This is a genomic window from Pseudomonas fluvialis (assembly GCF_002234375.1).
GTDB classification, from domain to species: Bacteria; Pseudomonadota; Gammaproteobacteria; order Pseudomonadales; family Pseudomonadaceae; genus Aquipseudomonas; species Aquipseudomonas fluvialis.
Map to the genome: position 1 here is coordinate 241,902 of NZ_NMQV01000005.1, position 25,868 is coordinate 267,769.

A 25,868-nucleotide genomic window follows, 5' to 3' on the forward strand; every position below is an offset into this window, starting at 1 on the left:
CATGCAGCCCGAAGATTACAGCAGCGCACTGGCTGCCGGCTGGTTGCCGATTCGTGACGTGGCCCGGCAGACCGGCGTCAATCCGGTCACCTTGCGCGCCTGGGAGCGACGCTATGGCCTGCTGCAACCACAGCGCACTGGCAAGGGCCACCGCCTGTATCCACCGGGCCAGGTGGAGCGCATCCGACAGATTCTCACCTGGCTGGGGCGCGGCGTCTCGGTCGGCCAGGTCAGCGAGTTGCTGCAACGCCAGGAACACCAGCCGCTGGCGCACAACCTCTGGCAGGAGCAGCGCCAGCAGCTTCTGCAAGCCATCGCCGAGCAAGCCGAGCGACGCCTGGATGACCTGTTCAACCAGGCGCTTACCCTCTATCCACCCGCTACCCTCTGCGCACAGCTGCTCCTGCCGTTACTCGACAGCCTGCAGCAACGCTGGCAAGGCCAGTTCGGCGCCGAGCTGGAGCGGGTGTTTTTTCACTCCTGGCTGCGCAGCAAACTCGGCGCGCGCCTCTATCACCAGAATCGCCAGCTGGGCGGTGCCCCGCTGCTGCTGGTCAACCTCTCGCAGCGTCCGCTTGAGCCTGGCCTCTGGCTGACCGCCTGGCTATGTGTCAGCGCGGCCTGCCCCAGCGAGGTATTCGACTGGCCGCTGCCGGCCAATGAACTGCTGCTGGCCATTGAACACATGCAGCCGCGAGCCCTGCTGCTGTATGCCAGCGACAGCCTGCCGAGCCCCCTCCTGCAACAACAACTGCCCCGTTTGCTGGCCAGCAGTCCGGTGCCGCTCTTGCTCGCCGGCCCAGCCAGCCAGATTCATGCAGCGAGCCTGCAGGACCTGCCAGGCCTGCACCTGGCTGCCGGCCCGCTGGCCGCCCTGCACAGCCTGCAACATCTGGAACTGCTTGGCAGCGCACAAGGATCACCCGCATGACTCAGCTCTACTGGTTGCGCAATGACCTGCGCAGTACCGATAACACGGCACTCAACGCAGCCATGGCCAATGGCCCGACCGTAGCCCTGTATGTGCTGAGCCCGGCCCAGTGGCAGGCGCACCACGACTCGCCGAACAAGGTCGATTTCTGGCTGCGTAACCTGCACGCACTGCGCGACGAGCTCAACGCCCTCGGCGTACCACTGCTGATTCGCCAGGTCGAGCACTGGCAGGACATTGGCGAGCTGCTCCTCACCCTCTGCCAGCAACTGCAGGTACGTGCCGTGCAGGTGAACGCCGAATACGGCGTCAATGAAACCCGTCGCGATCAGTCGGTAGCCGCCTGCCTGGCCCGCGCGGGCGTCGCCTGGCATAGCCATCTCGACCAGTTGCTGTTCGCCCCTGGCAGTCTGCTGACCCAGTCTGGACAGTGCTTCCAGGTGTACAGCCAGTTTCGCAAGGCCTGCTATCGACAACTCGCCCGTCACCTGCCAACGCCCCTGCCACGCCCGCGTGCGCAACCCGCGCTGCCCCTGGCCAGCGATCCGCTGCCCGAGCAGGTGAGTGGCTTTGCCCGCCCCACGGACAGTCTGCGCCAGCTCTGGCCGGCCGGCGAACAGCAAGCCCTGCAACGTCTGCAGCGCTTCGCCGAAGCGCGGCTGGAGGACTACGACCGCCAGCGCGACCTGCCGGCCCTGCCCGGTACCAGCCAGCTGTCGCCCTATCTGGCGGCCGGCGTACTGTCGCCCCGCCAATGCCTGCACGCGGCGCTGCAGCACAACCAGGGCGAGTTCGAAAGCGGCAACCCCGGGGTGGTCTGCTGGATCAACGAACTGCTCTGGCGCGAGTTCTACAAACATATCCTCGTCGCCCATCCCCGCCTCTCCATGGGCCGTGCCTTTCGCCACGAGACCGAGGCACTGGCCTGGCGCGATGCCCCACACCAGCTGCTGGCCTGGCAGGAAGGACGCACCGGTTTCCCGCTGATCGATGCGGCCATGCAGCAGTTGCGCGCCACCGGCTGGATGCACAATCGCCTGCGCATGGTCGTCGCCATGTTCCTCTGCAAGAACCTGCTGATCGACTGGCGACATGGCGAGCGCTTCTTCATGGAGCAGCTAATCGACGGCGACCTGGCCGCCAACAACGGCGGTTGGCAGTGGAGCGCCTCGACCGGCACCGATGCCGTGCCCTACTTCCGCCTGTTCAACCCGGTTACCCAGTCGCAGCGCTTCGACCCGGACGGGACCTTCATTCGCCACTGGCTGCCGGCCCTGGCCGGTCTGAACAAGCGCGACATCCATGACCCAGCGCGGCTCGGCGGTCTGTTCGGGATAGCCGACTACCCACGTCCGCTGGTCGACCTGGCGGCCAGCCGCAGCCGCGCACTGGCCGCCTTCAAGGCCCTGGAGCGCAGCCATGAGTGAATTCCTGCGCCACTTCGCCCAGCGTTTCGCCAGTCTGGATGCCGCACACTTGCACCAGCTCGCGGAGCTGTACAGCGAGGACATCCTGTTCCGCGATCCGCTGCACGAGATACAGGGCCTGGCGGCCCTGCAGCGCTACTTTGCCGAGCTGTACAGCAACGTGCGCGAACTACGCTTCGATGTCTACGCCTTCGACACCCTGCGCGAAGGCGAAGGCTACCTGCGCTGGACCATGAGCTACCGCCACCCGCGGCTGGCAGGTGGTGCGCTGATCCGCGTGGACGGTTGCTCGCACCTGTTGTGGCGAGATGGCCGGGTCTACCGCCATCGCGACTATTTCGATGCCGGCGCCCTGCTGTATGAACACCTGCCACTACTCGGGCGGGTGATTGCCTGGTTGAAACGGAGGTTGGCATGAGCTGGACGGAACAACGGATCTGGCTGACCGGTGCCAGCAGTGGTATCGGTTTGGCACTGGCCGAACAGTTGCTCGAGCGGGGCGCACGCCTGGCCCTCAGCGCGCGACGTGAGGCGCCGCTGCAGGCCCTTGCCGAACGTTATCCCGGACAGGTGCTGGTCCTGCCGGGCGACCTCGGTCAGGAGAGCCAGGTACAGGCCATCGCCCAGGCCATCGATGCCCACTGGGGCGCACTGGATATGCTGCTGTGCAATGCCGGCAGTTGCGAATATGTCGAAGCGGGCGCTTTCCAGGCAGCCAGTATCGAACGCATGCTGCGTAGCAACCTGCTGTCGGTGGCCTATGCCATCGAGGCGGGCCTGCCGCTGCTGCGCCGCGGCCGACAGGCGCAACTGGTCGCGGTGGGCAGTTCGGTCACCTACCTGCCGCTGCCCCGCGCAGAAGCCTACGGCTGCTCCAAGGCCGGCCTGCGCTACCTGCTGCAAAGCCTACGCATTGCCCTGGCCAGTGAGGACATCGCAGTCACGCTGATCAGCCCCGGCTTTGTCGACACCCCGCTGACCCAGCGTAACGATTTCCCCATGCCGATGCGCTGGACAGCCGAGCGTGCCGCCAGCGAGATCATCACGCGCCTGCCGGCGCGCCCGCTGGAAATCCGTTTCCCCGGCCCCTTCATCAGCCTGCTGCGCCTGCTGGGCAGCCTGCCGCAACGTTGGCAGCTGGCCATTGGCCGCCGCCTGGCGCGCCCCGTTCACAAGGAATCACGACCATGAAGATCGCCATCATCGGCAGCGGCATTGCCGGCCTGACCTGCGCCTACCTGCTCAATCGCCGCCATGCCATCACCCTCTTCGAAGCCGAGTCCTGGGTAGGCGGGCATACGCATACCGTACCGGTCAGCCTGGATGGCCAGCACTACGCCATCGACACCGGCTTTATCGTCTTCAATGACTGGACCTATCCAAACTTCATCCACCTGCTGCGCCAGCTTGGCGTGCGCTACCAGCCCACCGAGATGAGCTTTTCCGTACACGACCCACGTAGCGGCGTGGAGTACAACGGCAATAACCTCAACAGCCTGTTCGCCCAGCGCAGCAACCTCCTGTCACCGCGCTTCTGGGGCATGCTGCAGGATATCTTGCGCTTCAACCGCGAAGCGCTGCGTGACCTGGAGGAAGGGCGCATCGCCGCCGACCTGACCCTGGGCCAATACCTGCAGCAGAATGGCTATGGGCAGCGTTTCATCGACCACTACATCGTGCCGATGGGCGCAGCGATCTGGTCGATGTCGCTGGAAGGCATGCTCGGCTTCCCCCTGCAATTCTTCGTGCGGTTCTTCCGCAACCACGGGCTGCTCTCGGTGAGTGATCGCCCTCAGTGGTATGTCATCGAGGGCGGCTCCAGTGCCTACGTGGAACCGCTGACCCGCGACTTCCTGCAGCACATCCGCAGCAACTGCCCGGTACAGCGCATCGAACGCGATGCCAGCGGCGTCACCGTACACAGCGCAGCGGGTAGCGAACGCTTCGACAAGGTAGTACTGGCCTGTCACAGCGATCAGGCGCTGGCCCTGCTGGCAAAACCCAGCGAAGCCGAACAACAGATTCTCGGAGCCCTGCCCTACGCCGAGAACGATGTGGTGTTGCACACCGACACCCGCCTGCTGCCGCGCCGCCCGCTGGCCTGGGCCAGCTGGAACTACCGGCTGGGCGGACCACGCCAGCAGCCGGCGGCGGTCACCTACAACATGAACATCCTGCAGGGCATCAAGGCCCCGCAGACCTTCTGCGTCAGCCTCAACCAGAGCGAGGCGATCGCACCCGACAAGGTGCTGGCGCGCTTTCGCTATGCCCATCCACAGTACAGCCTGGCCGGCATGGCCGCCCAGGCACGCTGGGAAGAAATCCATGGTGTGCAGCACAGCTACTATTGCGGCGCCTACTGGGCCAACGGTTTCCACGAGGACGGCGTGGTCAGCGCGCTGCGCGTGGCCAGCGCCTTCGGGGAGCAACTGTGAGCGCGCTACAGCACAGCGCGCTGTACCTCGGCCAGGTTGGGCACCGGCGTTTTGCTCCGCGTGCGCACGCCTTCAACTATGCCATCGGCCTGTTCTACCTCGACCTCGACGAACTGCCGCAGCTCCTGCAACTCAGTCGCTGCCTGGGCTCGCAGCGCTGGCGGCCACTGGCGTTCCGCGAGCAGGACTACCTGCCGGGCCTGACCGGCAGCGGCCTGTCACTGCGTGAAGCGGTGCGCCAGCGTCTGCACGAGGCGCTCGGCCGCGATATCGACGGCCCGGTCCGTCTGCTCACCCAGCTGCGCTGCTGGGGACTGAGTTTCAACCCGGCCAGTTTTTTCTACTGTTTCGATCGCCAGGAACAGTTGCAGGCGATCCTCGTCGAGGTCAGCAATACCCCCTGGCGCGAACGCTATCACTACGTGCTACCCGCCCAGGGCGACGGCCCGCAGTTCTTCGCGGTGGCGAAGTGTTTCCATGTCTCGCCCTACCTGCCCCGCGAGGTGGATTACCACATGCACTTCAGCCCACCGGGCCAGCGCCTGGGCATTCACATGGCCGACTGGCAGGGCCCGCTCAAGCTGTTCGATGCCAGCCTCAGCCTGCGCCGCGAGCCACTGGACCAGCGCAGCCTGCATCGCTACCTGCGGCATTTTCCGTGGATGACCGGCAAGGCCGTGCTAGGCATCTACTGGCAGGCCTTGCGCCTGCTGCTCAAACGTACCCCCATCCATGACCATCAGGCGGCCCTGGGCCAGTTCCAGGTCGCTCAGTTTCGTCACAAGGAGTCAGCCGATGAAAACCTCTAGCCTCACCGGCAAAGCGCGCCTGTTCAGCCACACCGGCCTGGCCAATGGCCTGCTGCGCAGCGCGGTATTGCGCCAGCTTGGCCAACTGCGCCATGGCCAGCTGCGCGTCATCGAACAGGGCGAAAGCATGGAGTTCGGCCCGGGTGGGCACGGTCCGCATGCCGAGATCGAAATTATCGACAGCGCTGCCTGGGGCCTGATCGCCGGCAACGGCTCGATCGGTGCCGGCGAGGCCTATATCCATGGTTACTGGTGCAGCCCCGACCTGACCGCCGTGGTGCGCCTGTTCGTCGCCAATCTCGACGTACTCGACGCCATGGAGCGTGGCCTGGCCAGCCTCGGCCGACCGCTGGTCAAGGCCCTGCACTGGCTCAACCGCAATACCCGCAGCGGCGCGCGCCGCAATATTGCCGCGCACTATGACCTGGGTAATGCCCTGTTCGAGCAGTTCCTTGATCCGACCATGATGTATTCGGCGGCGATGTTCCCGCCCGGTTGCGACGACCTGGAGCAGGCGCAACTACACAAGCTGGAGCGCATCTGCCAGAAGCTCGACCTCAAGCCCAGCGATCACTTGCTGGAAATCGGCACCGGCTGGGGCAGCATGGCCATCTATGCCGCCAGCCACTACGGCTGCCGGGTGACCACCACCACCCTGTCGCGCGAGCAGTTTGCCTACACCCAGGCGCGCATCGAGGCTCAGGGCCTGCAGGATCGTATCACCCTGCTGTTAGAGGACTACCGCGACCTGCGTGGCGAATACGACAAGCTGGTGTCGATCGAGATGATCGAAGCGGTGGGTCATCGTTTCCTGCCCACCTATTTCCGCCAGTGCGCAAGCCTGCTCAAACCCGACGGGTTGATGCTGCTGCAGGCCATCACCATCCGCGAGCAGCGCTATGAAATGGCCCGCCGCTCGGTGGACTTCATCCAGCGTTACATCTTCCCCGGCGGCGCCCTGCCCTCGGTACACAAGATGCTGGAAATCGTTGGCCGCGACACGGACCTCAACCTGCACCACCTGGAAGATTTCGGCCTGCATTACGCCCGCACCCTGCGCCACTGGCACGAACGCCTGCGCCAGGCGCGCGGCAAACTGGCCGAACTGGGCTACGACGAGTACTTCTTCCGTCTCTGGGAGTTTTACCTGTGCTATTGCGAAGGCGGCTTCCTCGAGCGCAGCATCGGCACCGCGCACCTGCTGCTGGCCAAGCCGCAGGCCCGGCCATTGCCGCTCCTGGGAAAGTTCGATGAATAAACTGCTGCTCAACGCCCTGCTGTTTCAGCTCGGCTGGTTCCTCTGCGTATTCGCCGCCCAGCAGCCCTGGTTGCTGCTCGGCGTGCCGTTGCTGCTGGCCATCCACCTGCGCTGGGTGGCCGGCTGGCACGCCGAAGGCCGTCTACTGGTCAGCGTGCTGCTGAGCGGCGCGGCACTGGACAGTACCTTGCTGCAAATGGGCGTGCTCGACTTTGCTGGCGACAGCCTGCTGCTGCCACTCTGGCTGGCCACCCTGTGGCTGCTGTTCGGCACCACGCTCAATCATTGCCTGGCCTGGAGCGCACGGCCCTGGTGGCGTGCCAGCCTGCTCGGCGCATGTGGCGGGCCGTTGTCCTACTACGCTGGCGCGCAACTGGCCGGTGTCGGGATGCCGCTGGGCCTGTGGCCCAGCTTGCTGATCCTCGCCGGCTGCTGGGCCGTCTTGCTACCGCTGCTGCATGGTTTCGCCAGCCTGCAACGGCAACGTCTGGCCAGTCAGTGACCCACCCTCAGGCGCTTAGGATTTCTCACCGGGCTGTTCGTCACTGCCCACCGCACGGCGAAAGCCCTTGATGGCGCCTCCCAGGTCGCTGCCCAGGCCACGCAGGCGCTTGGTGCCGAACAGCAGGGCAACGATCAGCAAAATGATCAGCAATTGCCAGACACTGATTCCCATGGTCCTGCTCCTCGATTAATGGTGCGCGTGGGCGTCATGGCCGGCTTCGGCAGCCTGGCTGTCGGTTTGCTGGCTCATGGGCGCATGCCCATGTCCCATGGCGGCGCCCTGTTGCAGCAACTCAGCCGTGATGTCGTCGATGCGCAGCACCTGACCGCCCTGCATCTGCGCGAACTGCTCGGCAGCCGCCTGCTCGGCAAAGGAAGCCAGCGGCACACCCATCGCCCCCTGCAGGTTGGGCGCTACCACGTAGTAAGCCGTGCTGGCGTCGATCAGGTGCTCATCATCGGGAGCCTGCCAGTCGCTGCGCGCCATGTCATGCACAAACATTTTTGCCGTGGCCAGGCGGTTTTCCGGCTGCAGCCACCAGCCAAACATTTCCGCACTGGAACAGAACTTGCGCACCGCGCCACGCTTTTCCACCGCCTGCCCTTTGGCTCCGGGGAACTCTTCGATGATCATGCCGCAGACATGGCATTCATCACTGTCATGGATGGCTACCGGCACGATCTCGCGTACCTCTTCGGCTTTTTCCCCACACCCGGCCAGCAGGCTGGCACCCAACAGACACGCGGCCAGCGCCGCACTTTTTGCCAGATTGATTTGCATCGTCATCACCTTACACCCAGGAGGATTCACAATTCGCGGCGGCGGAAGGCCAGAAACGCCAGGCCCAGCGCCAGCCCCGCCCAACCCAGCAAGCACAGCCAGAGCAGACCGTTGCCCACCGGCAGGTCACTGCCCAAAGCCATCACCCCAACCATGCTGCTGGCCCCCTCGAAACCGGCCAGGTTGATCAGGCGGAACACATCGGTGGGGTTGAGCAGCAGCAGCCAGGGCAGCAGTTCGGGATTGAAGCGCCCTTCGCTGAGCACCAGGATCGCCAGCAGGGCCAGGTCGAAGACCAGCACAAAGACGAACCACACGCCCAGCGCCAGCCCGGCTGCGCTGGATTTTTCCTGCACCAGGCTGCTCAGCAGGTAAGCCAGGGCGATGAACACCAGGCCCAGCAGCGTCGACGACAGCATGAAGCGGGCAAAGGCCCAGACCAGCATGCCCAGCTCGACATCGGCGACCAGCACGGCGATGGCCAGCGCTGCGCAGCCGAAACCGATCAGCGTAGCCAGACCGAGGATCAGCCCGTGGCCGATGAACTTGCCTAGCAGGATCTGCGCACGACTCAGTGGGTAGGTGAGCAGCAGCAGCAGCGTACCGCCCTCCTCCTCGCCGACGATGGCGTCATAGGCCAGCAGCAAGGCAATCAACGGCATGAGGAAGGTCGCCAGGCTGGATAGGCTGGCAATGGTCGCCGGAATCGAGGTGAACCCCACCTGCCCGGAGGCGGCTGCGCCAAGCCAGGCGATACCGGCGGCGAGCATGGCGAACAACAGGCTGATGGCCAGCAACCAGCGATTGCGCAGGCCGTCGCTGAGTTCCTTGCGGGCGATATTCCAGATCTGATTCATCACGACTCCCCGGCAGGCGCGGTGCTTTCCGCACGCTGCATGTAGTAGCAGTACAGGTCCTCCAGGGACGGCTGCTGGATTTCCACGTCCGCGACCTGCCCTTCGCCCAGCAACTGACGCAACAGGCCCAGCTTGTGACCATTGTGCGCCGCCACCTCAAGCAGGCCTTCAGCACTGCTGCTGGCACTATGCCCGGCCTCGCTGAACCGTGCCTGCCAGTGCTGGGCCTGGCTCAGCCCGCTGGCGCGGATCAGCGTGGGCAAACCGGCCGCGGCACGCAGGCTGGGCAGGTCGCCCACCGCCTGCAGGCGTCCGTTGGCGAGAATTGCCGCACGGTCGATATAGCGCTCCACCCCCGGCAGTACGTGGGAGCAGAGGATGATGCTGGTGCCCTGGCTGCGTAGTTGCTCGATCAACTGGTAGAGCGCCTGGGTGGCGATCGGGTCGAGGCCCACGGTGGGTTCGTCGAGCAGCAACAGACGGGGTGTGCCCAGCAAAGCCTGCGCCAGCCCGAGGCGCTGACGCATGCCCTTGGAATAGGTTTTCACCCGACGCCGCGCCGCGCCGGCCAGCCCCACCTGCTCGAGCAACTGATCGACCTGCCGCTGCTCCGCCCCCTTGAGACGGGCAAAGTGACTGAGGGTTTCCCGACCGCTTAGCTGCGGGTAGAACGTCACGTTCTCCGGCAGGTAGCCAAGCAGACGGCGTACCTGGGCATCGCCCGGCGCGCCACCGAGCACCCGTACGCTGCCTTCGCTGGCACTGAGCAGGCCGAGAATCAGCTTCATGGTGGTGGTCTTGCCCGCACCGTTGTGGCCGAACAGCCCCAGCACTTCACCCTCACCGAGGGTCAGGTCAAGATCGTGCAGCACCTGCATGCTGCCGTAGCGCTGCTGGACGCGCTGGATTTCCACTGCATTCATGGTCGGGTTTCCTTGGCTGCCGGCAGCAGTTTTTCCGTCGGCATACGCATCAGGGGGTGGCTGTCCTGCACGCCCGGCGACTTCATCACCGGGAAGGCACGCTGCACCCAGCGCAGCATTTCGATACTCGGGCTGTTCATCAGCAGACGCACCTGCGGGTACATCCACAGCAGACGGTCGACATTGTCATTGGGCTCATAGGGCACGTCGCCCAAGCCATCGCCGTTACGATCCCAGCCCAGGTAGTCACTCCAGTAATTGCCACGCCCATCAATCGACCACTCCTGGGTACGCATGGCGACGTATTTCACCTGCTGCTGGTTGTCGATAAAGCTGTTGAGGGTGATGCGGTTGCCTTCCGAGCCGGCGGTCAGGTGCACACCCAGGCCACTGCGTTGGAAATGATTGCCACGAATATCGTTGAACAGCGTGTTGTAGATAAACAGCGCCTTGCCCTCGGCGCCACTGATCATGCTGTCGCCGTCGGTAGAGCCGCTTTGCACATCGCTGACGTAGTTGTCGTAAATGCGCGAATAGGTGATGTAGTTCATCAGGATGCCGTAGTTCTGGTCGAACTCCGAGCGATTGCCAACCACCGTCAGGTTGCGGCTGGACATCAAGGCGAAACCGGTCCGGGTACGCCGGGTGATGTTGCTGATCACCGTGTTGTCATTGGCGAACATGTAGTGCACGCCGTAACGCAGGTCTTCCAGCAGATTGTTTTCCAGGTGGTTACCGTGGGACGTGTCGATATAAATGCCGTCCCGCGCCTCGCGTACGGTATTGCCGAGAATCCGCGCGCCTTTCACGGAAAACAGGTGGATGCCGTTACCACGATCCTGCGAGCGCACGCTGGCGTCGCCGCTAATCTGGTTATCCAGCACCTGCACGTCACGATTACCATCCAGCCAGATGCCAAAACCACGGCCGCGTATCTGGTTGCCCCGTATCACGCTGCCATCGGCACCTCGGCCGACGAAGATGGCCGAGTCCATCTGGGTGAGGTCATGGCCCCAGTTTTCCAGGGTACAGCCCTGTACGCGCACCTGCGGCGCCTTGATCAACAGGGCGTGCCCTTTTCCCTGGGCATCAATGCGCGCGCCTGGCGCACACTCAAGGCTCAGACTGCTCTCGATATGGAACTGTCCGAAATAATCGCCGGCAGGCAGCTGCCAGCGATCATCACCCAGCGCCTGCAGCGGCAGCTCGGTGATCGCGCGCGATTCGGCCAAGGCCGACGCGCTGAAAAAAAGAGGCATGCACAACGCCAGCAGGCGCAGGCGAGTCGCCGAGAAAAGCTGCACGAAATTGTCCTTAGCTAGCCAGAGAATTGTTCCTGCCCGTCTGCTGACTGGCAGGAACAATAGACACTAAGCCTCCCGGCTGCCCCGTCGCACAAGCAACGGGACATCCACCGGCAGGACTCAGGCCGGCTCTACCAGCATGCGGCCAACCATCTCCATGTGCAGGGCATGGCAGAACCAGCTGCAGTAGTACCAGTGCAGGCCGGGCTTGTCGGCCACGAAGGTCACCGAGGCCGTCTGCTGCGGGCTGATTTCCATGCTCACACCATGGTTGACCATGACAAAGCCGTGCGACACGTCTTCGATCTGGTCAATGTTGGTGATGACCACGGTGACTTCATCGCCTTGCTTGACGGTGAACTCCTGCACGCCATAGCTGGGTGCCATGGAGGTCATGTAGACACGCACCTTGTTGCCGTCACGGATAACCTTGTTGTCGGTCTCCAGGTTGATGCCGTCCTTCTTGGCCATGGCGGTAGTGCCGGCAAAGAAGGGATCGTTGCGCTCCCAGATCTTCTTCGGCTTGATCTGGTCACGGCGCGCCAGGATGCAGTCATGCGGCTCGGCATAGGTCGGGCCGTCGTGCACCAGCTTCATTTCCTCACCGGAAATATCGATCAGCTGGTCATTCTCCGGGTGCAGCGGGCCGACTTGCAGGAAGCGGTCCTTGGAGAATTTGCACAGGGCAATCAGCCACTGGCCATCAGCCTCGCTGGTTTCGCACAACGACGCATGGATGTGCCCCGGCTGATAGTGCACATCGAGTTTCTGCTTGATGTAGTTGACCTTCTCACCCTTGTAGGCACGCACGGCGTCAGCCATGTTCCACTTCACCACCTGGCTGTCGATGAACAGCGTGGTGTAGGCATTGCCGCGGCCGTCGAAGGTGGTATGCAGCGGGCCGAGGCCCAGCTCCGGCTCGGCGGCGATGGTATCGCGCGGATCCTTGAGCTTGCCGGCAAACAGGTCAGGCAGCTTGGCGATCTCGATCATCGAGACGGTCGGCGACAGCTTGCCGTTGGCGATGAAGTACCTGCCATCCGAAGAGGTATTGCAGCCGTGCGGGTTCTTCGGCACCGGGATGTAGCGGGTGAATTCGCTGTCCTGGTCGCCTTTCTTGCGACCATCCAGTACCGGCACCTTGGAGTCGCCCAGAGTAATGAACTTGCCGGCCTTGACCGCTTTCTCGGCAGCGTGGATATCGAATACCACAACCCAGTCACGCTCGTTGCGCATCATGCCGCCGAGGTCGTAGGCCTTTTCCGAGTTGTAACAGGTCGCTGCAGTGAAACGCCCGGTGTAGTCGGCATCGGTGTTGTCGAGGTTACCGTCGACGATGATCTGGAAGGCCACTTCCATTTTCTCGGCGTCGATGACGTTGTACATGGTGTAGCTGTTTTCATGCTGCAGGTCGAAGATCTTGCCGTCGTTCGGGTGCGGGATGACGAATTCGGCGTTGGCGAACACGTACTTGGTGTAGGGCACCTTCTGCAGGCGCAGACCGTGAATGGCCTGGCAGTTGGGGATAGTGATCATCTTGTCGCACTTCATGATATCCAGGCGGATACGTGCAACGCGGGTGTTGGCCTTGTCGTTGATGAACACATACTTGCCGTCGTACTTACCGTCGGTCATCGAGATGTGCGGGTGGTGGCAGTCGCCGTTGAGGAACTTGGCGCTCTCGCCCATGATCGCCCGGCTTTCGTTGGTGATGCCCCAGCCGGTAGCCGAATCGACGTTGAATACCGGAATACGCATCAGCTCGCGCATCGACGGGATACCCAGCACGCGTACTTCGCCCTGGTGGCCACCGCTCCAGAAACCGATGTAGTCATCCAGTTCACCGGGGGCCACATGGTATTTCAGCTTGGCATCCTTGACCGCTGCCGCCCAGGATTCGCGGCTCATCACCGCCGAACCCAGACCCGCAGCCCCCACCAGGGCAGCACCGGCACCGGTCATGGCTGTGGCGCCGAGGAAGCCACGGCGACTCAGGCCGGTTTTTTCCACCTCGTTCTCGGGTTTCTTGCTGTTAGACATGGTGTTTCTCCTTGGGAAGGGGATTTTTCTTTCTCGTTATTAAGTGCGCGGATCCATCTCGACTACCGGGATCAGCTGCGGGTCGGCCGGGGCCGCCTTGTCGCGCTTTCGCTTCTTCTGCTGGGCGATAAGCGGGGGACACTTGTGCTCGTTGTGGTACGTCATCTGGCAATCCAGACAGTAGTGGCACTCGTTGGCATTGATCCGTCCATCCGGGTGGATGGCCTGGATCTCGCATTCATTGGCGCACAGCTGGCAAGGCTGACCGCACTCCTTGCGGCGTTTCAGCCAGTCGAACAGGCGTAGCTTGGTCGGTATGGCCAAGGCCGCCCCCAGCGGGCAGATATAGCGGCAGTACACCTTGCGGGTGAAGATATTGATCACCAGGAGCAGCACGGCGTAGGCCACGAACCACCACTCACGGCCGAACTTCAGGGTAATCGCGGTCTTGAAGGGCTCGACCTCGGCGTAACGCTCGGCCGTGGCCAGCGACTCCAGTGAGAGGCCGAACAGCAACAGCAGGATGATGTACTTCACCGCCCACAAGCGCTCATGTACGGCGAAGGGCAGCTCGTACTGACGAATCTTCAGCTTGCGTGCAGCCTCGTTGATCAGCTCCTGCAAGGCACCGAACGGGCATAGCCAGCCACAGAACACGCCACGCCCCCAGAGCAGGATGCTCCCTGCGGTGAACACCCAGAGCATGAAGATCACCGGGTCACTGAGGAACAGCTCCCAGCGGAAGTCCTGCATCACCGCATGCACGAAGGTCAGCACATTGACCACCGACAGCTGCCCCAGGGCATACCAGCCAATGAACACCACGGTGAACATCAGATAGCCTCGGCGCAACCAGTGCAGGAAAGCCGGATAGCGGGTAAAACGATCCTGCAGGAACAAAATGGCCATCAGCAGCAACAATGCCGCGCCCAGCACGGCCACCTGGAAGCTCTTGGCATACCAGATGTTCACCCACATCGGCCGATTGGCCTCCTCGATGGCTGCCAGTTCTTCAGCCGTAGGCAGTGGCCGCTCGATATAGTCCTCAGGGATCTGGTAGGACATCTCGAAGCTGGTGAACACGCCATCCACAGGACCGGTCTGGCGACGCACCAACAGCTCCAGCGTCCAGTCCGACCCCGGATCGAAGGCATACTGGTTGCGCACGATGAAAATCGCTTTCTCGGCAAACGCCGGCATGCCGTCCAGATAGACATCATCCAGGCGCTGAAAATCGAGATCGCGGAAGCTGATCAGGTCACCAAACTGGCGCAGTTGTACGCGGTCGAAAATCCCACCACGCACATAACCCGAGCCCTTGAAGGAATACAGCCCATTGCCAAGTACCGCGATGGCCTGCTCACCCTCTTTCAACTGCCCCATCAGGTAGTCGTACTGGCTGTCGCCAAGCAGATTGCGCCCGATGGTCGGAGCATTGAGATGCGCCACATACAGATCGATGAAGGTGTCATCTTTCTGCTCGGCACTTGCTTCATCAATACCTTCGGCCTCACTGCCAACAAAGGCCTGGTCGATCTGCCCACGGGTCAGCAGCAGCCGGCGAATCGCCCCATTGCCGGTCAGGGTTGTCCAATCGCTGGGGCTGTAGACAGCCTGGCGAATCGTGGCCGGCTTACTCTTGATCGCGGCATGCGCCTCGACCAGTCCCAGCGACACTGCCACTTTATGCGCGGCACGCATCACGGTCTCGCTGAGTACCATGACCGTCACCGTGGCCCCCGTCACCGCATCCACAGTCACTGCATTGGGATCACTGGAACGCCCCACCACCACGCGCTGGTTAACACCGATGCCGGTGTACTTGGCAGAGAACTCATGCAGTTTCGACTCGGGAATACCGGTCAACAGGATCGGCTCATGGTGCTCAAGCACATAGGCATCCTGGATGATCCCCTGAGGATCCAGCACCACCTGCATATTGATCGGCTTACCCGAATAAGCCGGCAAATCGATCACCGACTTACTCTGAAAGGCGTAGCCCAGTACGTCCTCCCCAGCCTTGAGGGTACGTACGGCAAACTCGCCCGCAGGCTCGGAGATACTGGTCAGCGCCGGGAAGGCAACCAGCATGCGCTCACGCTCTAGCGCGCCCGGTGGATCCGCAAGGGCCTGCTGCATCCCCGCCAGCACCAGCCCCCACACCAACAGCCATCTTATGGATAGCTGCAACCCTGTACCGACTCGCCCGTGGCTGAACATGAGAATTCTGACTTGCCCGTTAAGATGCGTGCATGGTTACCGACTAACCTTAGACTGCCCTTGACCCTGGTCAAGAAAGAGTTTGTGCGGCGCTATACCGCACCCACTATGCGCTCTCAATGAGCATCGCTAAGCGACTGAATGCACAAAGAAAAAAATTTGCCCGCCAAGGTTGACAGCGCACAAGAGCAAGAGAATAATGCGCGCCACAAATGGCAACGTAGCTCAGTTGGTTAGAGCACGGCATTCATAATGCTGGGGTCGGTGGTTCAAGTCCACTCGTTGCTACCATACAAAACAAAGGCTTACCTTCGGGTAGGCCTTTGTGCTTTCTGGGGTAGTGACTACAAAGTGACTACCCCTTGCCTACATCGTCGCCCAAGGCCTTCAGCGCCGATCTCAGCTTGAACCGTTGACGCTAACAGGCCCCAGGGCGATTGCTGCTAGCCGACTGCCCGCAGCGGTTCGATCTCATGCTCGATCTCTTCGCCGGCCACCGCATACGTAGTCGCCAGGGCGTATTCCGTCTGCAGATTCATCCAGAACTGCGCGGACGTGTCGAAGTAACGGCCCAGGCGAATCGCCGTATCGGCAGTGATCCCCCGACGCTCCCGCACAATGTCATTGATGGTCGGAGCCGACACATGCAGAGCGCGAGCCAATGCAGCCGGGGTAATTCCCAGCGGCTCAAGGAACTCTTCGCGCAGCACTTCACCAGGGTGGACGGGGCGCATGCCGTTGATTGCCATGTTCCACCTCCTCAGTGGTAGTCGACTATTTCTACTTGGCTTGGACCCGAGTCAGTCCAAACAAAGCAGATCCGCCATTGATCATTAACCCTGATGCTATGTTGGCCAGCGCGATCACCCTGCAACTGCTCCAGCCAGTTACCCGATGGCGAGCGCAGACCCCGCAGTTCAACAGCCGCATTCAGCATCGTCAGTTTCCGCGTGGCCACGTTAAGCACGTTAGCCCAGCGCCTTGAACTCCCTGACTCGAACAGAGCCTGGGTTTCTGCACATCTGAAACTCAGGCTCACGCTTTAATCCTTAACGTTAAGCGTTAATATGACCATACACCGCCCCACTCAAGCTGTCACGCTGCCAATCTGAGCACGCGGAGATAAGCGCAATGCAGACTCCAAGTGATCAGCCGACAGGTGCGCGTAACGCATGGGGCATGGTGATTGAGGAATGCCCCAGGATCCGCTGCAGGCCGAGAATGTCGCCTCCGGCCATCAGGTAATGGCTGGCGAAGGTATGCCGAAGAATGTGGGTCATCTGCCCCGGAGTATCAAAGCCGCAACGCTGGTAGGCACTGCGGAATGCCGAGCGGCAGCACAAGGCAGGCCCCTTTTTATTGGCCGGCAGGAACCTGCTCAGCCACCCCGTCACCCTGCCGTGACGGGGTGGCTGTACCTCGGTCTAGCCGGTCACGCGGCGCCACAGTGCGCGGCCGATCACCCGTACCTTATCGCGCGGCGTGAAGCGCTTGAGGGTGGCCTTGACCACGCCTTCGGTAAAGCGCGTGCGCTTGCTGTAGTCGATGCGCACATCCACCAGAACCGGCTGCCCGGCCTCGGCCAGCTGCATGGCCTGAGCGATACCGGCGGCACACTCGGCATTGCTTTCGATACTCAGGAAGGCCGCACCGGTGGCTTCGGCCAGTGCGGCCAGGTTGAGCGGCTTGAGCACCGTGCAGGTCTTGCGGTTGTAGGGAATTTCCTGAGCCTGGGCGATCTGCGACAGCTCGCCGTCGTTGAACACAAACAGCGGCACGCCTAGCTGCAGACTACTGGCGGTGACCAGCTCCAGTCCGGTCATGCGCAACGCGCCATCGCCCACCACCCCGACCACCTGCCGCTGCGGATTGGCCAGCTTGGCACCGATGACGGCCGGCACGCAGTAGCCCATCGCATTGAAGTCACTGGGCGAAATGAAACCGCGCGGACCGTGGATGGGCAGCAGCTCGGCAAGCAGGAAGGTGTGATTGCCATCATCGGCCACCACCAGCGCATCGTCGGCCAGCTGTGCGCGCAGGGCCTGACAGAACACGGCCGGATTGACCCGGCTGCCGCTGTCGTGCTGCAGCCACTGCTGCAGGTAGGCGGCCTTGTCACGGGCAATCTGCGCCGGCAGGCTGCTGCTGCGCGGCTGGCCGAGCAGCGCGCGCACTTCACCGAGCAGGGCGGGAATAATCAGCGCAGCATCACCTGCCAGGCACAGGCTGGCGGGGAAGTTGGCATTGAACACCTGCGGGTTGATGTCGATGTGCAGCAACTGTTCCGGCACCGGCATGCTGTAACTGCCGGTGGGGATTTCCGAGAAGCGGGTGCCCACCGCCAGCAGGCAGTCACATGCCGCGAAGGCCTGCTCGGCAGCGGGTACGGCATAGGCGCCGAAGCCCATGCCGACATGCAGGGGATGATTGGCCGGGAACGCACTCAAGCCCTGCAGGGTGGTGCAGACCGGCGCGCCCAGCCATTCGGCCAGCTCGATCAGTTCGCGCTGGGCAGCCATTGCCCCCCAGCCGAGAAACAACCCGGGATGACGCGCCGCAACCAGTTGCCGGGCCATCTCGCGGAGGGTCTGCTGGTCGGCCGTCGCAGCTGGAGGCGCAGGCTGGAACAACGGCATGTCCTCGACCTCGCCGAGGAAATTGCCGATGTTGTAGGGCAGTTCGACAAACACCGGCCCCGGTTCGCCACCTGTGGCGATGCGGTAGGCCTCGTATAGCGTGGGAATCACCTCGGCATGGCTGAGAATGCGAAAGGTCGCCTTGGTGATCGGCTTGAGCAGGGCATGCTGGTCGATATCGTGCAACTGGTACTGCCGGCCATTCTCGCTATGAATACCGCCGGAAATGATCAGCATGGGAATGCCATCCAGCCCCGCCTCACCGATGCCGCTGGCGGCATGCGTCACCCCGGCTGCCGGGACGATCACCAGCGTGCCGATACGCTGCCCGGTGCGGCTGAAGGCGTCGGCCATGAAGGCCGCCCCGCACTCGTGGGCGACCAGCACCGGCTGGATGTGTGGCGAGGCGTTCAGCTCGTCATACAGCTCAGTGTTGTGCACCCCCGGAATGCCGAAGGTGTGGCTGACGCCCAGTTGCTCCAGGGCAAAGCGCGCCAGTGCTGCGCCGGTTTTCTTCATGGGTCGGTCCTCGCTTGTCATTATTGTGTCGGACGGTTGGCGATGGCTTGCGCCGCTCGCCGGCCGTTGAAGATGCAGTTGGAGAGAAAGGTGCCTTCCAGCGAACGGATACCGCTGATGCCACCGCCGCCAAACCCCGCGGCCTCGCCAGCGGCATACAGCCCGCGGATTGGCTGGCCCTGGGCATCGAGCACCCGCGACTGCAGGTCGGTCAGCATGCCACCCATGCTCTTGCGGCTGATCAGCCGGGTACGGATGGCGATCAGCGGTCCGGCCTTGGGATCGAGGATCGCCTGGAAGCGGCAAGTACGCAGGCGGTCACTGCGCCATTGCCGCAACTGCTGCAGGCGGCGCAACTGTTCATCATTGTGCAGCGCCGGGCCCCGCGCCAGCATGGCATCGTAGCGCTGGATATCGGTACGCATGGCCGCCAGGTCCAGTCGCCCATCGCCGGCCAGCTCGGCCATCTGTGCAGCCAGCGCCTCCAGGCTGTCGGCGGCCAGCACATCCGCACAGGTGTCGATCAACTCGCGCACCAGCGCCTGATTGCCCGTCAGGGTCTGCCAGAGCAGACGCAACAGCTTGCGGTCACGGAACAACGGATTGGCATCGGTACCGGACACCGCCAGTTCCTTGATGGCAATCCGCCAATTGAGCAGTTGCCAACCGTACTGCCCGGGCAGATGGCCAATCCGTTTGCACAGGTCATGGGTATCGAAGCCGGTCACCAGCGGCTGCGGGCCGATGCGCCGGCCACTGGCATCCAGCCAGAGCGCCGAACGTGCCGGGATCAGACTGATGCCATGCGCCGGGAAGCGCGGTTGCGGGTGGGCAATGCCGGCGGCGTAGTTCCACATCTGCCCCAGCCGCACTACCTGGCCGCCCAGGCGCTGCACTTCGCCATGCAAAGCACCGTCGGCACGCGGATCGGTACCGTTGAGCAGGTTGTCCGGGCAGGGTCCGTAGAGCGGGTCCCAGTGACGCCGCACCAGTTCTAGGTTGCCGTTGATGCCGCCACTGCACAACACTACCTGCTCGGCCGCCAGGCTGAAGTCACCGTCCGGGCCGCGCCCCTGGCAGCCGACAATCGCCCCGTTGTGTTGCAGCAGGCGCTCCACGCGGTGTTCGAACAGGCTGCGCAGGCGCTCAGCCGCGGAGTGTTCGAAGAGCTGCCGCACCAGCGGCTGGACAATGCCACGTCCACAGCCCCAGGCCACGTGATAGCGCGGCAACGAATTGCCATCGCCGTGATTGCCCCGTTCCACCCACTGCACCGCCGGAAAGAAGCTAATGCCCCGCGCACGCAGCCAGTCGTAGATGTCCGCCCGGTTGCGCTCGGCGTAGGCCGCCGCCCAGCGCTGCCCCCACAGGTCTTCCTCGGCAAAAGCAGCGCTGCGCAGCCAGTCATCCAGCAACAACTGCGGCGAGTCATGTACGCCGTTGCGCCGCTGCTCCGGGGTGTCGCACAGCAGCAATCCGCCAAAGGCATCATTGGCCTGCCCACCGCACTGACTGCGCGGCGCGCCATCCACCAACAGCACGCTACGCCCCAGATCCAGCAACTCCAGGGCCGTGGCAATACCGGCCAGGCCGGCACCGATAACCAGGGTGTCACAGTGGTATTGCTTACTCGACATGACCGCTTCTCCTGTTGCTGCGCAGAGAATAGGCAGAGAACCGTCATGCAGCCTGACATTTTACGAAGCAAAGGCTGACATTTTACGAATACACAGGCACGCTGGAGCACCGCACGCCGAGCCACACGCCGCGATGACCCAGATAGCCCGCAGTGCCGTATTCATCGGTTTCGACAGCCTGTGTCGACAACATGGGCTGAATCCCCATGCGCTGCTGCAACAGTGCCAGCTCGACCCACTGCTGCTGCGTCGCCAGGATCTTTACCTGCCCTATGCGCGCTTCGCCCAGGTTCTCAGCCTCGCCGCGGCACAGGCCGAATGCCCGAGCTTCGGCCTGCAACTCAGCGAATACCACGACTACCTGGTGCTAGGCCCCTTCGGCCTGCTGCTCGCCCAGGCCGAGAGTTTTGCCGATGTCCTCAAGCTCACCCAGCAGTACGTGCACCTGCACGCCCAGGGCATAGCTCTGCAGGCCAGGCTGGACCGCCAGCATCTGCAGGTGGAATACCGCCTGCAATTGCAGGAAAACGTCGACCAGCGGCAGCTGCTCGAACTGGGTCTGGGCGTGGTGCATCGTTCCATGCAGAGCCTGTTTGGCGAGCAGTGGCAACTGCGCCAGCTTCTCATCCGCCACGCCTGCCAGGGGCAGCCGAGCGACTACCAGCGCTTTTTCAACTGCCCGGTGCTGTTCGAGCAACCGCTCACTGCGCTGGTCGCCGATCCGGCGACCGCCACCCTGCGACCTCTGGAGCAACGTCAGCAGCTGAAATCCCATCTGCTGCAGCAATATGCCCAGCGTCATCAACTGGTCGATGACCTGGCCACACGGATTCGCTTCGTCCTGCAGTCGATTCTCTCCACTGGCGAAGCCAGCCTGCCGGTGGTTGCCCGTCTGCTCGACAAGCACCCACGCAGCCTGCAACAGGCGCTGCACGCGCAGGGCCTGAACTTTCGCCGGCTGCTCGATGAAGTGCGCTATGCCGAAGCACGGCAGCAGTTGCGTCAATCCAACCAGTCGATCACCGACCTGGCCCTGCACCTCGGCTATGCCGACGAGACTGCGTTTTCCCGCGCGTTCAAACGCTGGAGCGGCCAGGCGCCCCAACCGTGGCGGCTGGCGGCACGCGCGGCGCATTGAAGCCTGTACCGCGCCCGGCCAGCAGCAGGCCACTGAAAATCAGCGCCGCCCCACTCCAGTGGTAATGCTGCAGCTGCTCATCCAGCCACAGGCTGCCGAGCAGCGCGGCAAACACCGGCATCAGGTAATTGCTCATCGCCGCACGTGCAGCGCCCAGCACACGCACGCCCTGGTTCCACAGGAAGTAGGCGAGCACCGAGGCACAGGCGGCGGTGTAGGCAATCGCCAGCAGGTTGCCCGAGCTTGGCGCGAAACGCAGCCCCTGGCTCAACTCATACAGGTAGAGCGGCGCCTGCAATGGCAGGCCGAGCAGCACCAGGGCCGTCAGCAGGGTCAGCGGCGGCACCTGGAAATAGCCTTGCCAGCGGCGCAGCAGCACCGAGTAAAGCGCCCAGTCGAGGGTGGCCAGCAGCATGAGCAGATCACCGCGACTGAAGGACAACTGCCAGAGCAAGCTCAACTGCCCCCGCGAAAGCAGCCAGAGCAACCCGGCGAACGCCAGTAACAACCCCAACCAGGCACGCCGCGGCGGCCACTCGCCGAGCAACAGGCCGGCCATGAGAAAGGTCGCCAGCGGCAAACAGGTACTCAGCAGGGTGATATTGATCGCCGCCGTGCTATGCGCGGCGCTGTACAGCAGGCTGTTGAAGGTGGTGATGGCCAGCAGCGCGGCCAGCCACAGGCGCCAGCCCGCGCGGCGCAGCAGCTGACGATGTCGCCACAGCGAGGCTCCAGCCAGCGGCAACAACAAGCCCAGGGCCAGCGCCCAACGCCAGAAACCCAGGCTGAACGGCGGAATATCCCCGGCAAAGGCACGAGCTACCAGGGCATTGCCCGCCCAGCACAGGCTGGCCAGGGCCAGACCCAGCCAGGCCCACAGCAGCGGGCGGGTCATGTCACACGAACAGGCGAGCGCAGGCGATATTGTGGCGGCACCTGCTCCAGGCTGCTGACCGTGACATTCAGGTTCTTCCAGCGACCATCGCGGATACCGTAGATGCAGCCATGCACGGCCAGCGACTGGCCGCGATGCCAGGCGTTCTGCACGATGCTGGTATGGCTGACATTGGCCACCTGCTGGATCACGTTGAGCTCACACAGCCGGTCGACACGTTCCTCCTCGCAGGCGAACTGCGCCAGGTGCTCGCGCTGCTCGTAGCAGAGATCGCGAATGCTGCGCAGCCAGCCATCGATCAGGCCGAACTGGGTGTCCTGCATCGCCGCCCGCACACCGCCGCAACCGTAGTGACCGGTCACCAGGATATGTTTGACCTTGAGCACGTCCACCGCGTACTGGATCACCGACAGGCAGTTGAGATCGGTATGCAGCACCACGTTGGCGACGTTGCGGTGCACGAACAGATCACCCGGCAGCAAGCCGACGATCTCGTTGGCCGGCACGCGGGCATCCGAACAGCCAATCCACAGGTATTCCGGCAGCTGTTGCTGGGCCAGCTTGGCGAAGAACTGCGGGTCCTCCTCCTTGATCGCTTCGGCCCAGCGTGCATTGTTGTCGAACAGGTGTTGCAGCTCATTCATCCGTCAGCTCTCCCGGCGGGGCTGTCATTCTCAGTGCGTGGCCCGGTTGGACTGGCCTGCCCCGGCAAGGGTCACAGTGGCGCATCAGTCGAGCAGGGTGCAAACCATCAGCAGAGCATCCTCGCGCCCGCCCTGGGCGGCCGGGTAGTAGTCACGACGCCGGCCGACTTCATTGAAGCCATAGCGCTCGTACAACCGGTAGGCCTGCTGATTACTCGCGCGCACCTCCAGGAAACACTCGCATGCTCCCTGGCGCCCGGCCTCCTGCATGATCTGCTGCAACAGCCGCAACCCCAGGCCACGCCCCTGCCAGGCCGGCGCCACGGTGATATTCAGCAGGTGCGCCTCATCGAGGATCATCTGCAACACCGCATGGCCGACCTGCTCGCCGTCCACACGCATCACCCAGCACTGGTAACTGTTCAGCGCGTCGGCAAACAGGGCACGCGACCAGGGATGCGAGAAGGCCGCCTGTTCGATGGCCACCACCGTATCCAGATCGGCGGCCTGCATGGGGCTAAATTCAACCTGGCTCATCATCCCTCCAGCGCGCCTGCACACCCTGCATGGCCTGCCACAGCGCAGCCTTGCGCTGCGGTTCGTCGATCAGCAACTCCAGCCCCGGCAGCGCCCAGGCACGCCCCAGCTGCGCCAGGTCCAGCTCGCGCAGGTAATCCTGGCTATCCGCTCCCGCGGCATAGCGCAGTGCCGGCAGGCCGAGCAACCACAGGCAGGCCCACTGCTCGCCACGCTCGCGCTGGGCGTACAGCAGGTCCTCGATCACCGCACGCGCCGCCTGCGGGCCCTGGTCGAAATCACGGCTATTGAGCAACGGCCAGCGCAGCGGTTCGCCAAGCAGTTGCGGGCTGTCCGGCAGACCGGCAGCGCGCAGCAGGTCCTTGAGCAGCAGGTAGGAGGGATCGCGCCGCTGAAACGGCTCACCGGTCGGCAATTCAACCAGCAGCAGGCAAGCGCCGGCGCGGTACAACTGCAGGGTAAAACGCGGAGTAACCGGACGGGCGACGGGCTCGACCGGCACCTCGGGCGGACTATCCGGGGTTTCCAGTGGCGCACGGGCAACGGGCGCCGGACGCCGCAATGGCAGGCGCGCCAGTACTTCTCCGGGCAACGCCGGCTCGGCCGGCACTGCGCTCGGCGCGGGCGCGGCACTGGCCGGGCGCGGCGGCGTCAGGCTGGGTGCGGCAACCACTTCGGCCAGGCAGTCCGGGCGCGAGGGCGCGGCAAACGGCAGCAACAGGCGCGGCAGCCAGCAGTCGACCTGCATGGCGCTCAGGTAGGCACGACGACGGCTTTCTTCGATCACACGTCAGCCGCTTGCGGATGGGCCTTGGGGGCTCCGGCCTGCATCAGGTTCAGCGCATTGATGTAGGCCTTGGCCGATGCCACCAGGATATCGGTGTCGGCGCCGTTGCCATTGACGATGCGCCCGCCCTTCTCCAGACGCACCGTCACTTCACCCTGCGAGTCGGTACCCTGGGTGATGGCGTTGACCGAATAGAGCTGCAGGCTGGCCTCGGAATGGGCGATCGACTCGATGGCCTTGAAGGCGGCATCTACCGGCCCTGAGCCCTGCGCCGTGGCACGCTGCTCCTGCCCTGCCACGCTGACCACGATCTGCGCCTGGGGCACCTCGCCGGTCTTGCTGGCCACTTCCAGGGTCACCAGCTTGAAGTGCTCCGGCGCTTCCTCGGCCAGCGTGTCGCTGACCAGCGCCTGCAGGTCTTCGTCGAAGATCTCGTGTTTCTTGTCGGCCAGCTCCTTGAAGCGCGCAAAGGCCGCGTTCAGCTCCGCCTCGCCGGCCAGCTCGATACCCAGCTCTTCCAGGCGGGCACGGAACGCCGCACGTCCAGAGTGCTTGCCCATGACCATTTTGTTGGTGTTCCAGCCCACCGACTGCGCCGACATGATCTCGTAGGTTTCGCGGTGCTTGAGCACGCCATCCTGGTGGATACCCGACTCGTGGGCGAAGGCATTGGCGCCGACGATGGCCTTGTTCGGCTGTACCGGAAACCCGGTGATGCCGGAAACCAGACGCGAGGCGGCGAGGATATGCTCGGTCTCGATGCGCGTATGCACCTTGAGCAGGTCCTGGCGGGTCTTGATGGCCATGACGATTTCTTCCAGCGCGGCGTTACCAGCGCGCTCGCCCAGGCCGTTGATGGTGCACTCGACCTGGCGCGCACCAGCGACCACCGCAGCCAGCGAGTTGGCCACGGCCAGGCCGAGGTCATTGTGGCAGTGCACGGAGAACACCGCCTGGTCGGCATTGGGGATGCGTTCCAGCAGCTGGCGGATGGTGTCGGCGTACTGGTGCGGGATGGCGTAGCCGACAGTGTCCGGAATATTGATGGTGCGTGCGCCGGCATCGATGGCTGCCTCGATGATGCGGCAGAGGAAGTCGATCTCCGAGCGCCCGGCGTCCTCGCAGGAAAACTCCACGTCGCTGCACAGGTTGCGCGCCTTCTTCACCGCACGCACCGCCTGCTCGACTACCTGATCGGGCTGCATGCGCAGCTTGTACTGCATATGGATCGGGCTGGTGGCAATGAAGGTGTGGATACGCCCGGAATTGGCCCCGCGCAGCGCCTCGGCGGCGCGCTCGATATCGGCATCGACAGCCCGCGACAGGCTGCACACGGTGCTGTCCTTGATGCTGTCGGCGATCAGTTTGACCGCTTCGAAATCACCGGGACTGGCAATCGCAAAACCCGCCTCGATGACATCTACACGCAGGCGCTCGAGGGCCCGGGCAATGCGCAGCTTTTCTTCCTTGGTCATCGACGCGCCGGGGCTCTGCTCGCCATCGCGCAACGTGGTGTCGAAGATGATGACGCGATCATTGCTGCTCATGGAAAACTCCTCACGGCTATCTCAACCCACGCTTGCCGG

The 25,868-nt window shown here is 63.5% G+C and carries 25 protein-coding genes, 1 tRNA gene and 1 pseudogene; 10 read left to right on the top strand and 17 right to left on the bottom strand.

Translation table 11 applies throughout. The features are described from left to right. Position 1 precedes the first annotated feature (1 nt). The 8 genes from CFY91_RS04730 to CFY91_RS04765 are packed head-to-tail and all read left to right on the top strand — an operon-like array spanning position 2 to position 7,362. Entirely contained in the window at positions 2 to 931 is a 930-nt protein-coding gene (locus tag CFY91_RS04730; protein WP_093985191.1) for a MerR family transcriptional regulator, read from the top strand. Continuing rightward, positions 928 to 2,358: a deoxyribodipyrimidine photo-lyase gene (gene phrB / locus CFY91_RS04735; protein ID WP_093985192.1), complete on the top strand. Its 1,431-nt coding sequence runs from the start codon at positions 928 to 930 to the stop codon at positions 2,356 to 2,358. The genes CFY91_RS04730 and phrB overlap by 4 nt, the downstream gene beginning before the upstream one ends. Next, positions 2,351 to 2,776, top strand: coding sequence for a nuclear transport factor 2 family protein (locus CFY91_RS04740; protein WP_093985193.1), 426 nt, complete (start codon positions 2,351 to 2,353; stop codon positions 2,774 to 2,776). The genes phrB and CFY91_RS04740 overlap by 8 nt, the downstream gene beginning before the upstream one ends. After that, positions 2,773 to 3,549, top strand: coding sequence for an SDR family NAD(P)-dependent oxidoreductase (locus CFY91_RS04745; protein ID WP_093985194.1), 777 nt, complete (start codon positions 2,773 to 2,775; stop codon positions 3,547 to 3,549). Before CFY91_RS04740 ends, CFY91_RS04745 begins: the two co-directional genes overlap by 4 nt. Next, positions 3,546 to 4,793 carry an NAD(P)/FAD-dependent oxidoreductase gene (locus CFY91_RS04750; protein WP_093985195.1) on the top strand — a complete coding sequence of 416 codons (1,248 nt, stop codon included), beginning with the start codon at positions 3,546 to 3,548 and terminating at the stop codon, positions 4,791 to 4,793. Before CFY91_RS04745 ends, CFY91_RS04750 begins: the two co-directional genes overlap by 4 nt. Then, entirely contained in the window at positions 4,790 to 5,602 is an 813-nt protein-coding gene (locus CFY91_RS04755) for a DUF1365 domain-containing protein (RefSeq protein WP_093985196.1), read from the top strand. Before CFY91_RS04750 ends, CFY91_RS04755 begins: the two co-directional genes overlap by 4 nt. Then, a complete protein-coding gene (locus CFY91_RS04760; RefSeq protein ID WP_093985197.1) occupies positions 5,589 to 6,860 on the top strand; it encodes an SAM-dependent methyltransferase in 1,272 nt (423 codons plus the stop codon). Before CFY91_RS04755 ends, CFY91_RS04760 begins: the two co-directional genes overlap by 14 nt. Then, on the top strand, positions 6,853 to 7,362 hold the full coding sequence (locus CFY91_RS04765) for a DUF2878 domain-containing protein (protein ID WP_093985198.1): 510 nt from the start codon (positions 6,853 to 6,855) through the stop codon (positions 7,360 to 7,362). The genes CFY91_RS04760 and CFY91_RS04765 overlap by 8 nt, the downstream gene beginning before the upstream one ends. A gap of 15 nt (positions 7,363 to 7,377) precedes the next feature. On the opposite strand, the gene tatA is transcribed toward CFY91_RS04765, so the two are convergent. The 7 genes from tatA to nosR form a co-directional block, all read right to left on the bottom strand. Further along, a complete protein-coding gene (gene tatA / locus CFY91_RS04770; RefSeq protein WP_093985199.1) occupies positions 7,378 to 7,536 on the bottom strand; it encodes a twin-arginine translocase TatA/TatE family subunit in 159 nt (52 codons plus the stop codon). 15 nt (positions 7,537 to 7,551) lie between these two features. Further along, complete coding sequence (locus CFY91_RS04775; RefSeq protein ID WP_093985200.1) at positions 7,552 to 8,145, bottom strand: nitrous oxide reductase accessory protein NosL; 594 nt, start codon at positions 8,143 to 8,145, stop codon at positions 7,552 to 7,554. 26 nt (positions 8,146 to 8,171) lie between these two features. Continuing rightward, positions 8,172 to 9,002, bottom strand: coding sequence for an ABC transporter permease (locus CFY91_RS04780; protein ID WP_093985201.1), 831 nt, complete (start codon positions 9,000 to 9,002; stop codon positions 8,172 to 8,174). Continuing rightward, positions 9,002 to 9,925 carry an ABC transporter ATP-binding protein gene (locus tag CFY91_RS04785; RefSeq protein ID WP_093985202.1) on the bottom strand — a complete coding sequence of 308 codons (924 nt, stop codon included), beginning with the start codon at positions 9,923 to 9,925 and terminating at the stop codon, positions 9,002 to 9,004. Before CFY91_RS04785 ends, CFY91_RS04780 begins: the two co-directional genes overlap by 1 nt. Continuing rightward, on the bottom strand, positions 9,922 to 11,184 hold the full coding sequence (locus tag CFY91_RS04790; RefSeq protein ID WP_093985234.1) for a nitrous oxide reductase family maturation protein NosD: 1,263 nt from the start codon (positions 11,182 to 11,184) through the stop codon (positions 9,922 to 9,924). The genes CFY91_RS04785 and CFY91_RS04790 overlap by 4 nt, the downstream gene beginning before the upstream one ends. Before the next feature lie 165 nt (positions 11,185 to 11,349). Beyond that, entirely contained in the window at positions 11,350 to 13,269 is a 1,920-nt protein-coding gene (gene nosZ, locus CFY91_RS04795) for a TAT-dependent nitrous-oxide reductase (RefSeq protein WP_093985203.1), read from the bottom strand. A gap of 39 nt (positions 13,270 to 13,308) precedes the next feature. Then, on the bottom strand, positions 13,309 to 15,489 hold the full coding sequence (nosR, locus tag CFY91_RS04800; protein WP_093985204.1) for a transcriptional regulator NosR: 2,181 nt from the start codon (positions 15,487 to 15,489) through the stop codon (positions 13,309 to 13,311). Between the two features lie 214 nt (positions 15,490 to 15,703). On the opposite strand from nosR, the gene CFY91_RS04805 reads away from it, so the two are divergent. After that, positions 15,704 to 15,780: transfer RNA gene (locus CFY91_RS04805), tRNA-Met, on the top strand. A gap of 152 nt (positions 15,781 to 15,932) precedes the next feature. On the opposite strand, the gene CFY91_RS04810 is transcribed toward CFY91_RS04805, so the two are convergent. The 5 genes and pseudogenes from CFY91_RS04810 to CFY91_RS04830 all read right to left on the bottom strand — a co-directional run bounded on the left by CFY91_RS04810 (position 15,933) and on the right by CFY91_RS04830 (position 20,281). Further along, positions 15,933 to 16,238 (bottom strand): HigA family addiction module antitoxin, encoded by a 306-nt coding sequence (locus tag CFY91_RS04810; RefSeq protein ID WP_093985205.1) that lies wholly within the window; start codon positions 16,236 to 16,238, stop codon positions 15,933 to 15,935. A gap of 11 nt (positions 16,239 to 16,249) precedes the next feature. After that, positions 16,250 to 16,528, bottom strand: coding sequence for a type II toxin-antitoxin system RelE/ParE family toxin (locus CFY91_RS04815; protein WP_093985206.1), 279 nt, complete (start codon positions 16,526 to 16,528; stop codon positions 16,250 to 16,252). Positions 16,529 to 16,576: 48 nt separating this feature from the next. After that, a pseudogene (locus CFY91_RS04820) lies at positions 16,577 to 16,832 on the bottom strand (tyrosine-type recombinase/integrase); the annotation flags it as partial. An 81-nt stretch (positions 16,833 to 16,913) separates the two neighbouring features. Beyond that, a complete protein-coding gene (locus CFY91_RS04825; protein WP_093985207.1) occupies positions 16,914 to 18,644 on the bottom strand; it encodes a thiamine pyrophosphate-binding protein in 1,731 nt (576 codons plus the stop codon). Between the two features lie 20 nt (positions 18,645 to 18,664). Next, complete coding sequence (locus tag CFY91_RS04830) at positions 18,665 to 20,281, bottom strand: FAD-binding dehydrogenase (protein ID WP_093985208.1); 1,617 nt, start codon at positions 20,279 to 20,281, stop codon at positions 18,665 to 18,667. A gap of 133 nt (positions 20,282 to 20,414) precedes the next feature. On the opposite strand from CFY91_RS04830, the gene CFY91_RS04835 reads away from it, so the two are divergent. Beyond that, complete coding sequence (locus tag CFY91_RS04835) at positions 20,415 to 21,419, top strand: AraC family transcriptional regulator (protein WP_093985209.1); 1,005 nt, start codon at positions 20,415 to 20,417, stop codon at positions 21,417 to 21,419. On the opposite strand, the gene CFY91_RS04840 is transcribed toward CFY91_RS04835, so the two are convergent. The 5 genes from CFY91_RS04840 to CFY91_RS04860 all read right to left on the bottom strand — a co-directional run bounded on the left by CFY91_RS04840 (position 21,358) and on the right by CFY91_RS04860 (position 25,829). Then, positions 21,358 to 22,314 (bottom strand): DMT family transporter, encoded by a 957-nt coding sequence (locus tag CFY91_RS04840; RefSeq protein ID WP_093985210.1) that lies wholly within the window; start codon positions 22,312 to 22,314, stop codon positions 21,358 to 21,360. The two genes, CFY91_RS04835 and CFY91_RS04840, sit on opposite strands and share 62 nt — an antisense overlap. Next, complete coding sequence (can, locus tag CFY91_RS04845) at positions 22,311 to 22,958, bottom strand: carbonate dehydratase (RefSeq protein ID WP_093985211.1); 648 nt, start codon at positions 22,956 to 22,958, stop codon at positions 22,311 to 22,313. The genes CFY91_RS04840 and can overlap by 4 nt, the downstream gene beginning before the upstream one ends. Before the next feature lie 84 nt (positions 22,959 to 23,042). Then, complete coding sequence (gene rimI, locus CFY91_RS04850) at positions 23,043 to 23,498, bottom strand: ribosomal protein S18-alanine N-acetyltransferase (RefSeq protein ID WP_093985212.1); 456 nt, start codon at positions 23,496 to 23,498, stop codon at positions 23,043 to 23,045. Continuing rightward, complete coding sequence (locus CFY91_RS04855) at positions 23,482 to 24,282, bottom strand: energy transducer TonB (protein WP_093985213.1); 801 nt, start codon at positions 24,280 to 24,282, stop codon at positions 23,482 to 23,484. Before CFY91_RS04855 ends, rimI begins: the two co-directional genes overlap by 17 nt. After that, a complete protein-coding gene (locus CFY91_RS04860) occupies positions 24,279 to 25,829 on the bottom strand; it encodes a 2-isopropylmalate synthase (RefSeq protein ID WP_093985214.1) in 1,551 nt (516 codons plus the stop codon). The genes CFY91_RS04855 and CFY91_RS04860 overlap by 4 nt, the downstream gene beginning before the upstream one ends. Positions 25,830 to 25,868 lie beyond the last annotated feature (39 nt).

Excerpts from the sequence above, each read along its gene's own strand:
- CFY91_RS04730 (WP_093985191.1), top strand. The coding sequence starts at position 2 with ATGCAGCCCGAAGATTACAGCAGCGCACTGGCTGCCGGCTGGTTGCCG.
- phrB (WP_093985192.1), top strand. The coding sequence starts at position 928 with ATGACTCAGCTCTACTGGTTGCGCAATGACCTGCGCAGTACCGATAAC.
- CFY91_RS04740 (WP_093985193.1), top strand. The coding sequence starts at position 2,351 with ATGAGTGAATTCCTGCGCCACTTCGCCCAGCGTTTCGCCAGTCTGGAT.
- CFY91_RS04745 (WP_093985194.1), top strand. The coding sequence starts at position 2,773 with ATGAGCTGGACGGAACAACGGATCTGGCTGACCGGTGCCAGCAGTGGT.
- CFY91_RS04750 (WP_093985195.1), top strand. The coding sequence starts at position 3,546 with ATGAAGATCGCCATCATCGGCAGCGGCATTGCCGGCCTGACCTGCGCC.
- CFY91_RS04760 (WP_093985197.1), top strand. The coding sequence starts at position 5,589 with ATGAAAACCTCTAGCCTCACCGGCAAAGCGCGCCTGTTCAGCCACACC.
- CFY91_RS04765 (WP_093985198.1), top strand. The coding sequence starts at position 6,853 with ATGAATAAACTGCTGCTCAACGCCCTGCTGTTTCAGCTCGGCTGGTTC.
- tatA (WP_093985199.1), bottom strand. The coding sequence starts at position 7,536 with ATGGGAATCAGTGTCTGGCAATTGCTGATCATTTTGCTGATCGTTGCC.
- CFY91_RS04775 (WP_093985200.1), bottom strand. The coding sequence starts at position 8,145 with ATGCAAATCAATCTGGCAAAAAGTGCGGCGCTGGCCGCGTGTCTGTTG.
- CFY91_RS04780 (WP_093985201.1), bottom strand. The coding sequence starts at position 9,002 with ATGAATCAGATCTGGAATATCGCCCGCAAGGAACTCAGCGACGGCCTG.
- CFY91_RS04785 (WP_093985202.1), bottom strand. The coding sequence starts at position 9,925 with ATGAATGCAGTGGAAATCCAGCGCGTCCAGCAGCGCTACGGCAGCATG.
- CFY91_RS04790 (WP_093985234.1), bottom strand. The coding sequence starts at position 11,184 with ATGCCTCTTTTTTTCAGCGCGTCGGCCTTGGCCGAATCGCGCGCGATC.
- nosZ (WP_093985203.1), bottom strand. The coding sequence starts at position 13,269 with ATGTCTAACAGCAAGAAACCCGAGAACGAGGTGGAAAAAACCGGCCTG.
- nosR (WP_093985204.1), bottom strand. The coding sequence starts at position 15,489 with ATGTTCAGCCACGGGCGAGTCGGTACAGGGTTGCAGCTATCCATAAGA.
- CFY91_RS04810 (WP_093985205.1), bottom strand. The coding sequence starts at position 16,238 with ATGGCAATCAACGGCATGCGCCCCGTCCACCCTGGTGAAGTGCTGCGC.
- CFY91_RS04825 (WP_093985207.1), bottom strand. The coding sequence starts at position 18,644 with ATGAAGAAAACCGGCGCAGCACTGGCGCGCTTTGCCCTGGAGCAACTG.
- CFY91_RS04830 (WP_093985208.1), bottom strand. The coding sequence starts at position 20,281 with ATGTCGAGTAAGCAATACCACTGTGACACCCTGGTTATCGGTGCCGGC.
- CFY91_RS04835 (WP_093985209.1), top strand. The coding sequence starts at position 20,415 with ATGACCCAGATAGCCCGCAGTGCCGTATTCATCGGTTTCGACAGCCTG.
- CFY91_RS04840 (WP_093985210.1), bottom strand. The coding sequence starts at position 22,314 with ATGACCCGCCCGCTGCTGTGGGCCTGGCTGGGTCTGGCCCTGGCCAGC.
- can (WP_093985211.1), bottom strand. The coding sequence starts at position 22,958 with ATGAATGAGCTGCAACACCTGTTCGACAACAATGCACGCTGGGCCGAA.
- rimI (WP_093985212.1), bottom strand. The coding sequence starts at position 23,498 with ATGATGAGCCAGGTTGAATTTAGCCCCATGCAGGCCGCCGATCTGGAT.
- CFY91_RS04860 (WP_093985214.1), bottom strand. The coding sequence starts at position 25,829 with ATGAGCAGCAATGATCGCGTCATCATCTTCGACACCACGTTGCGCGAT.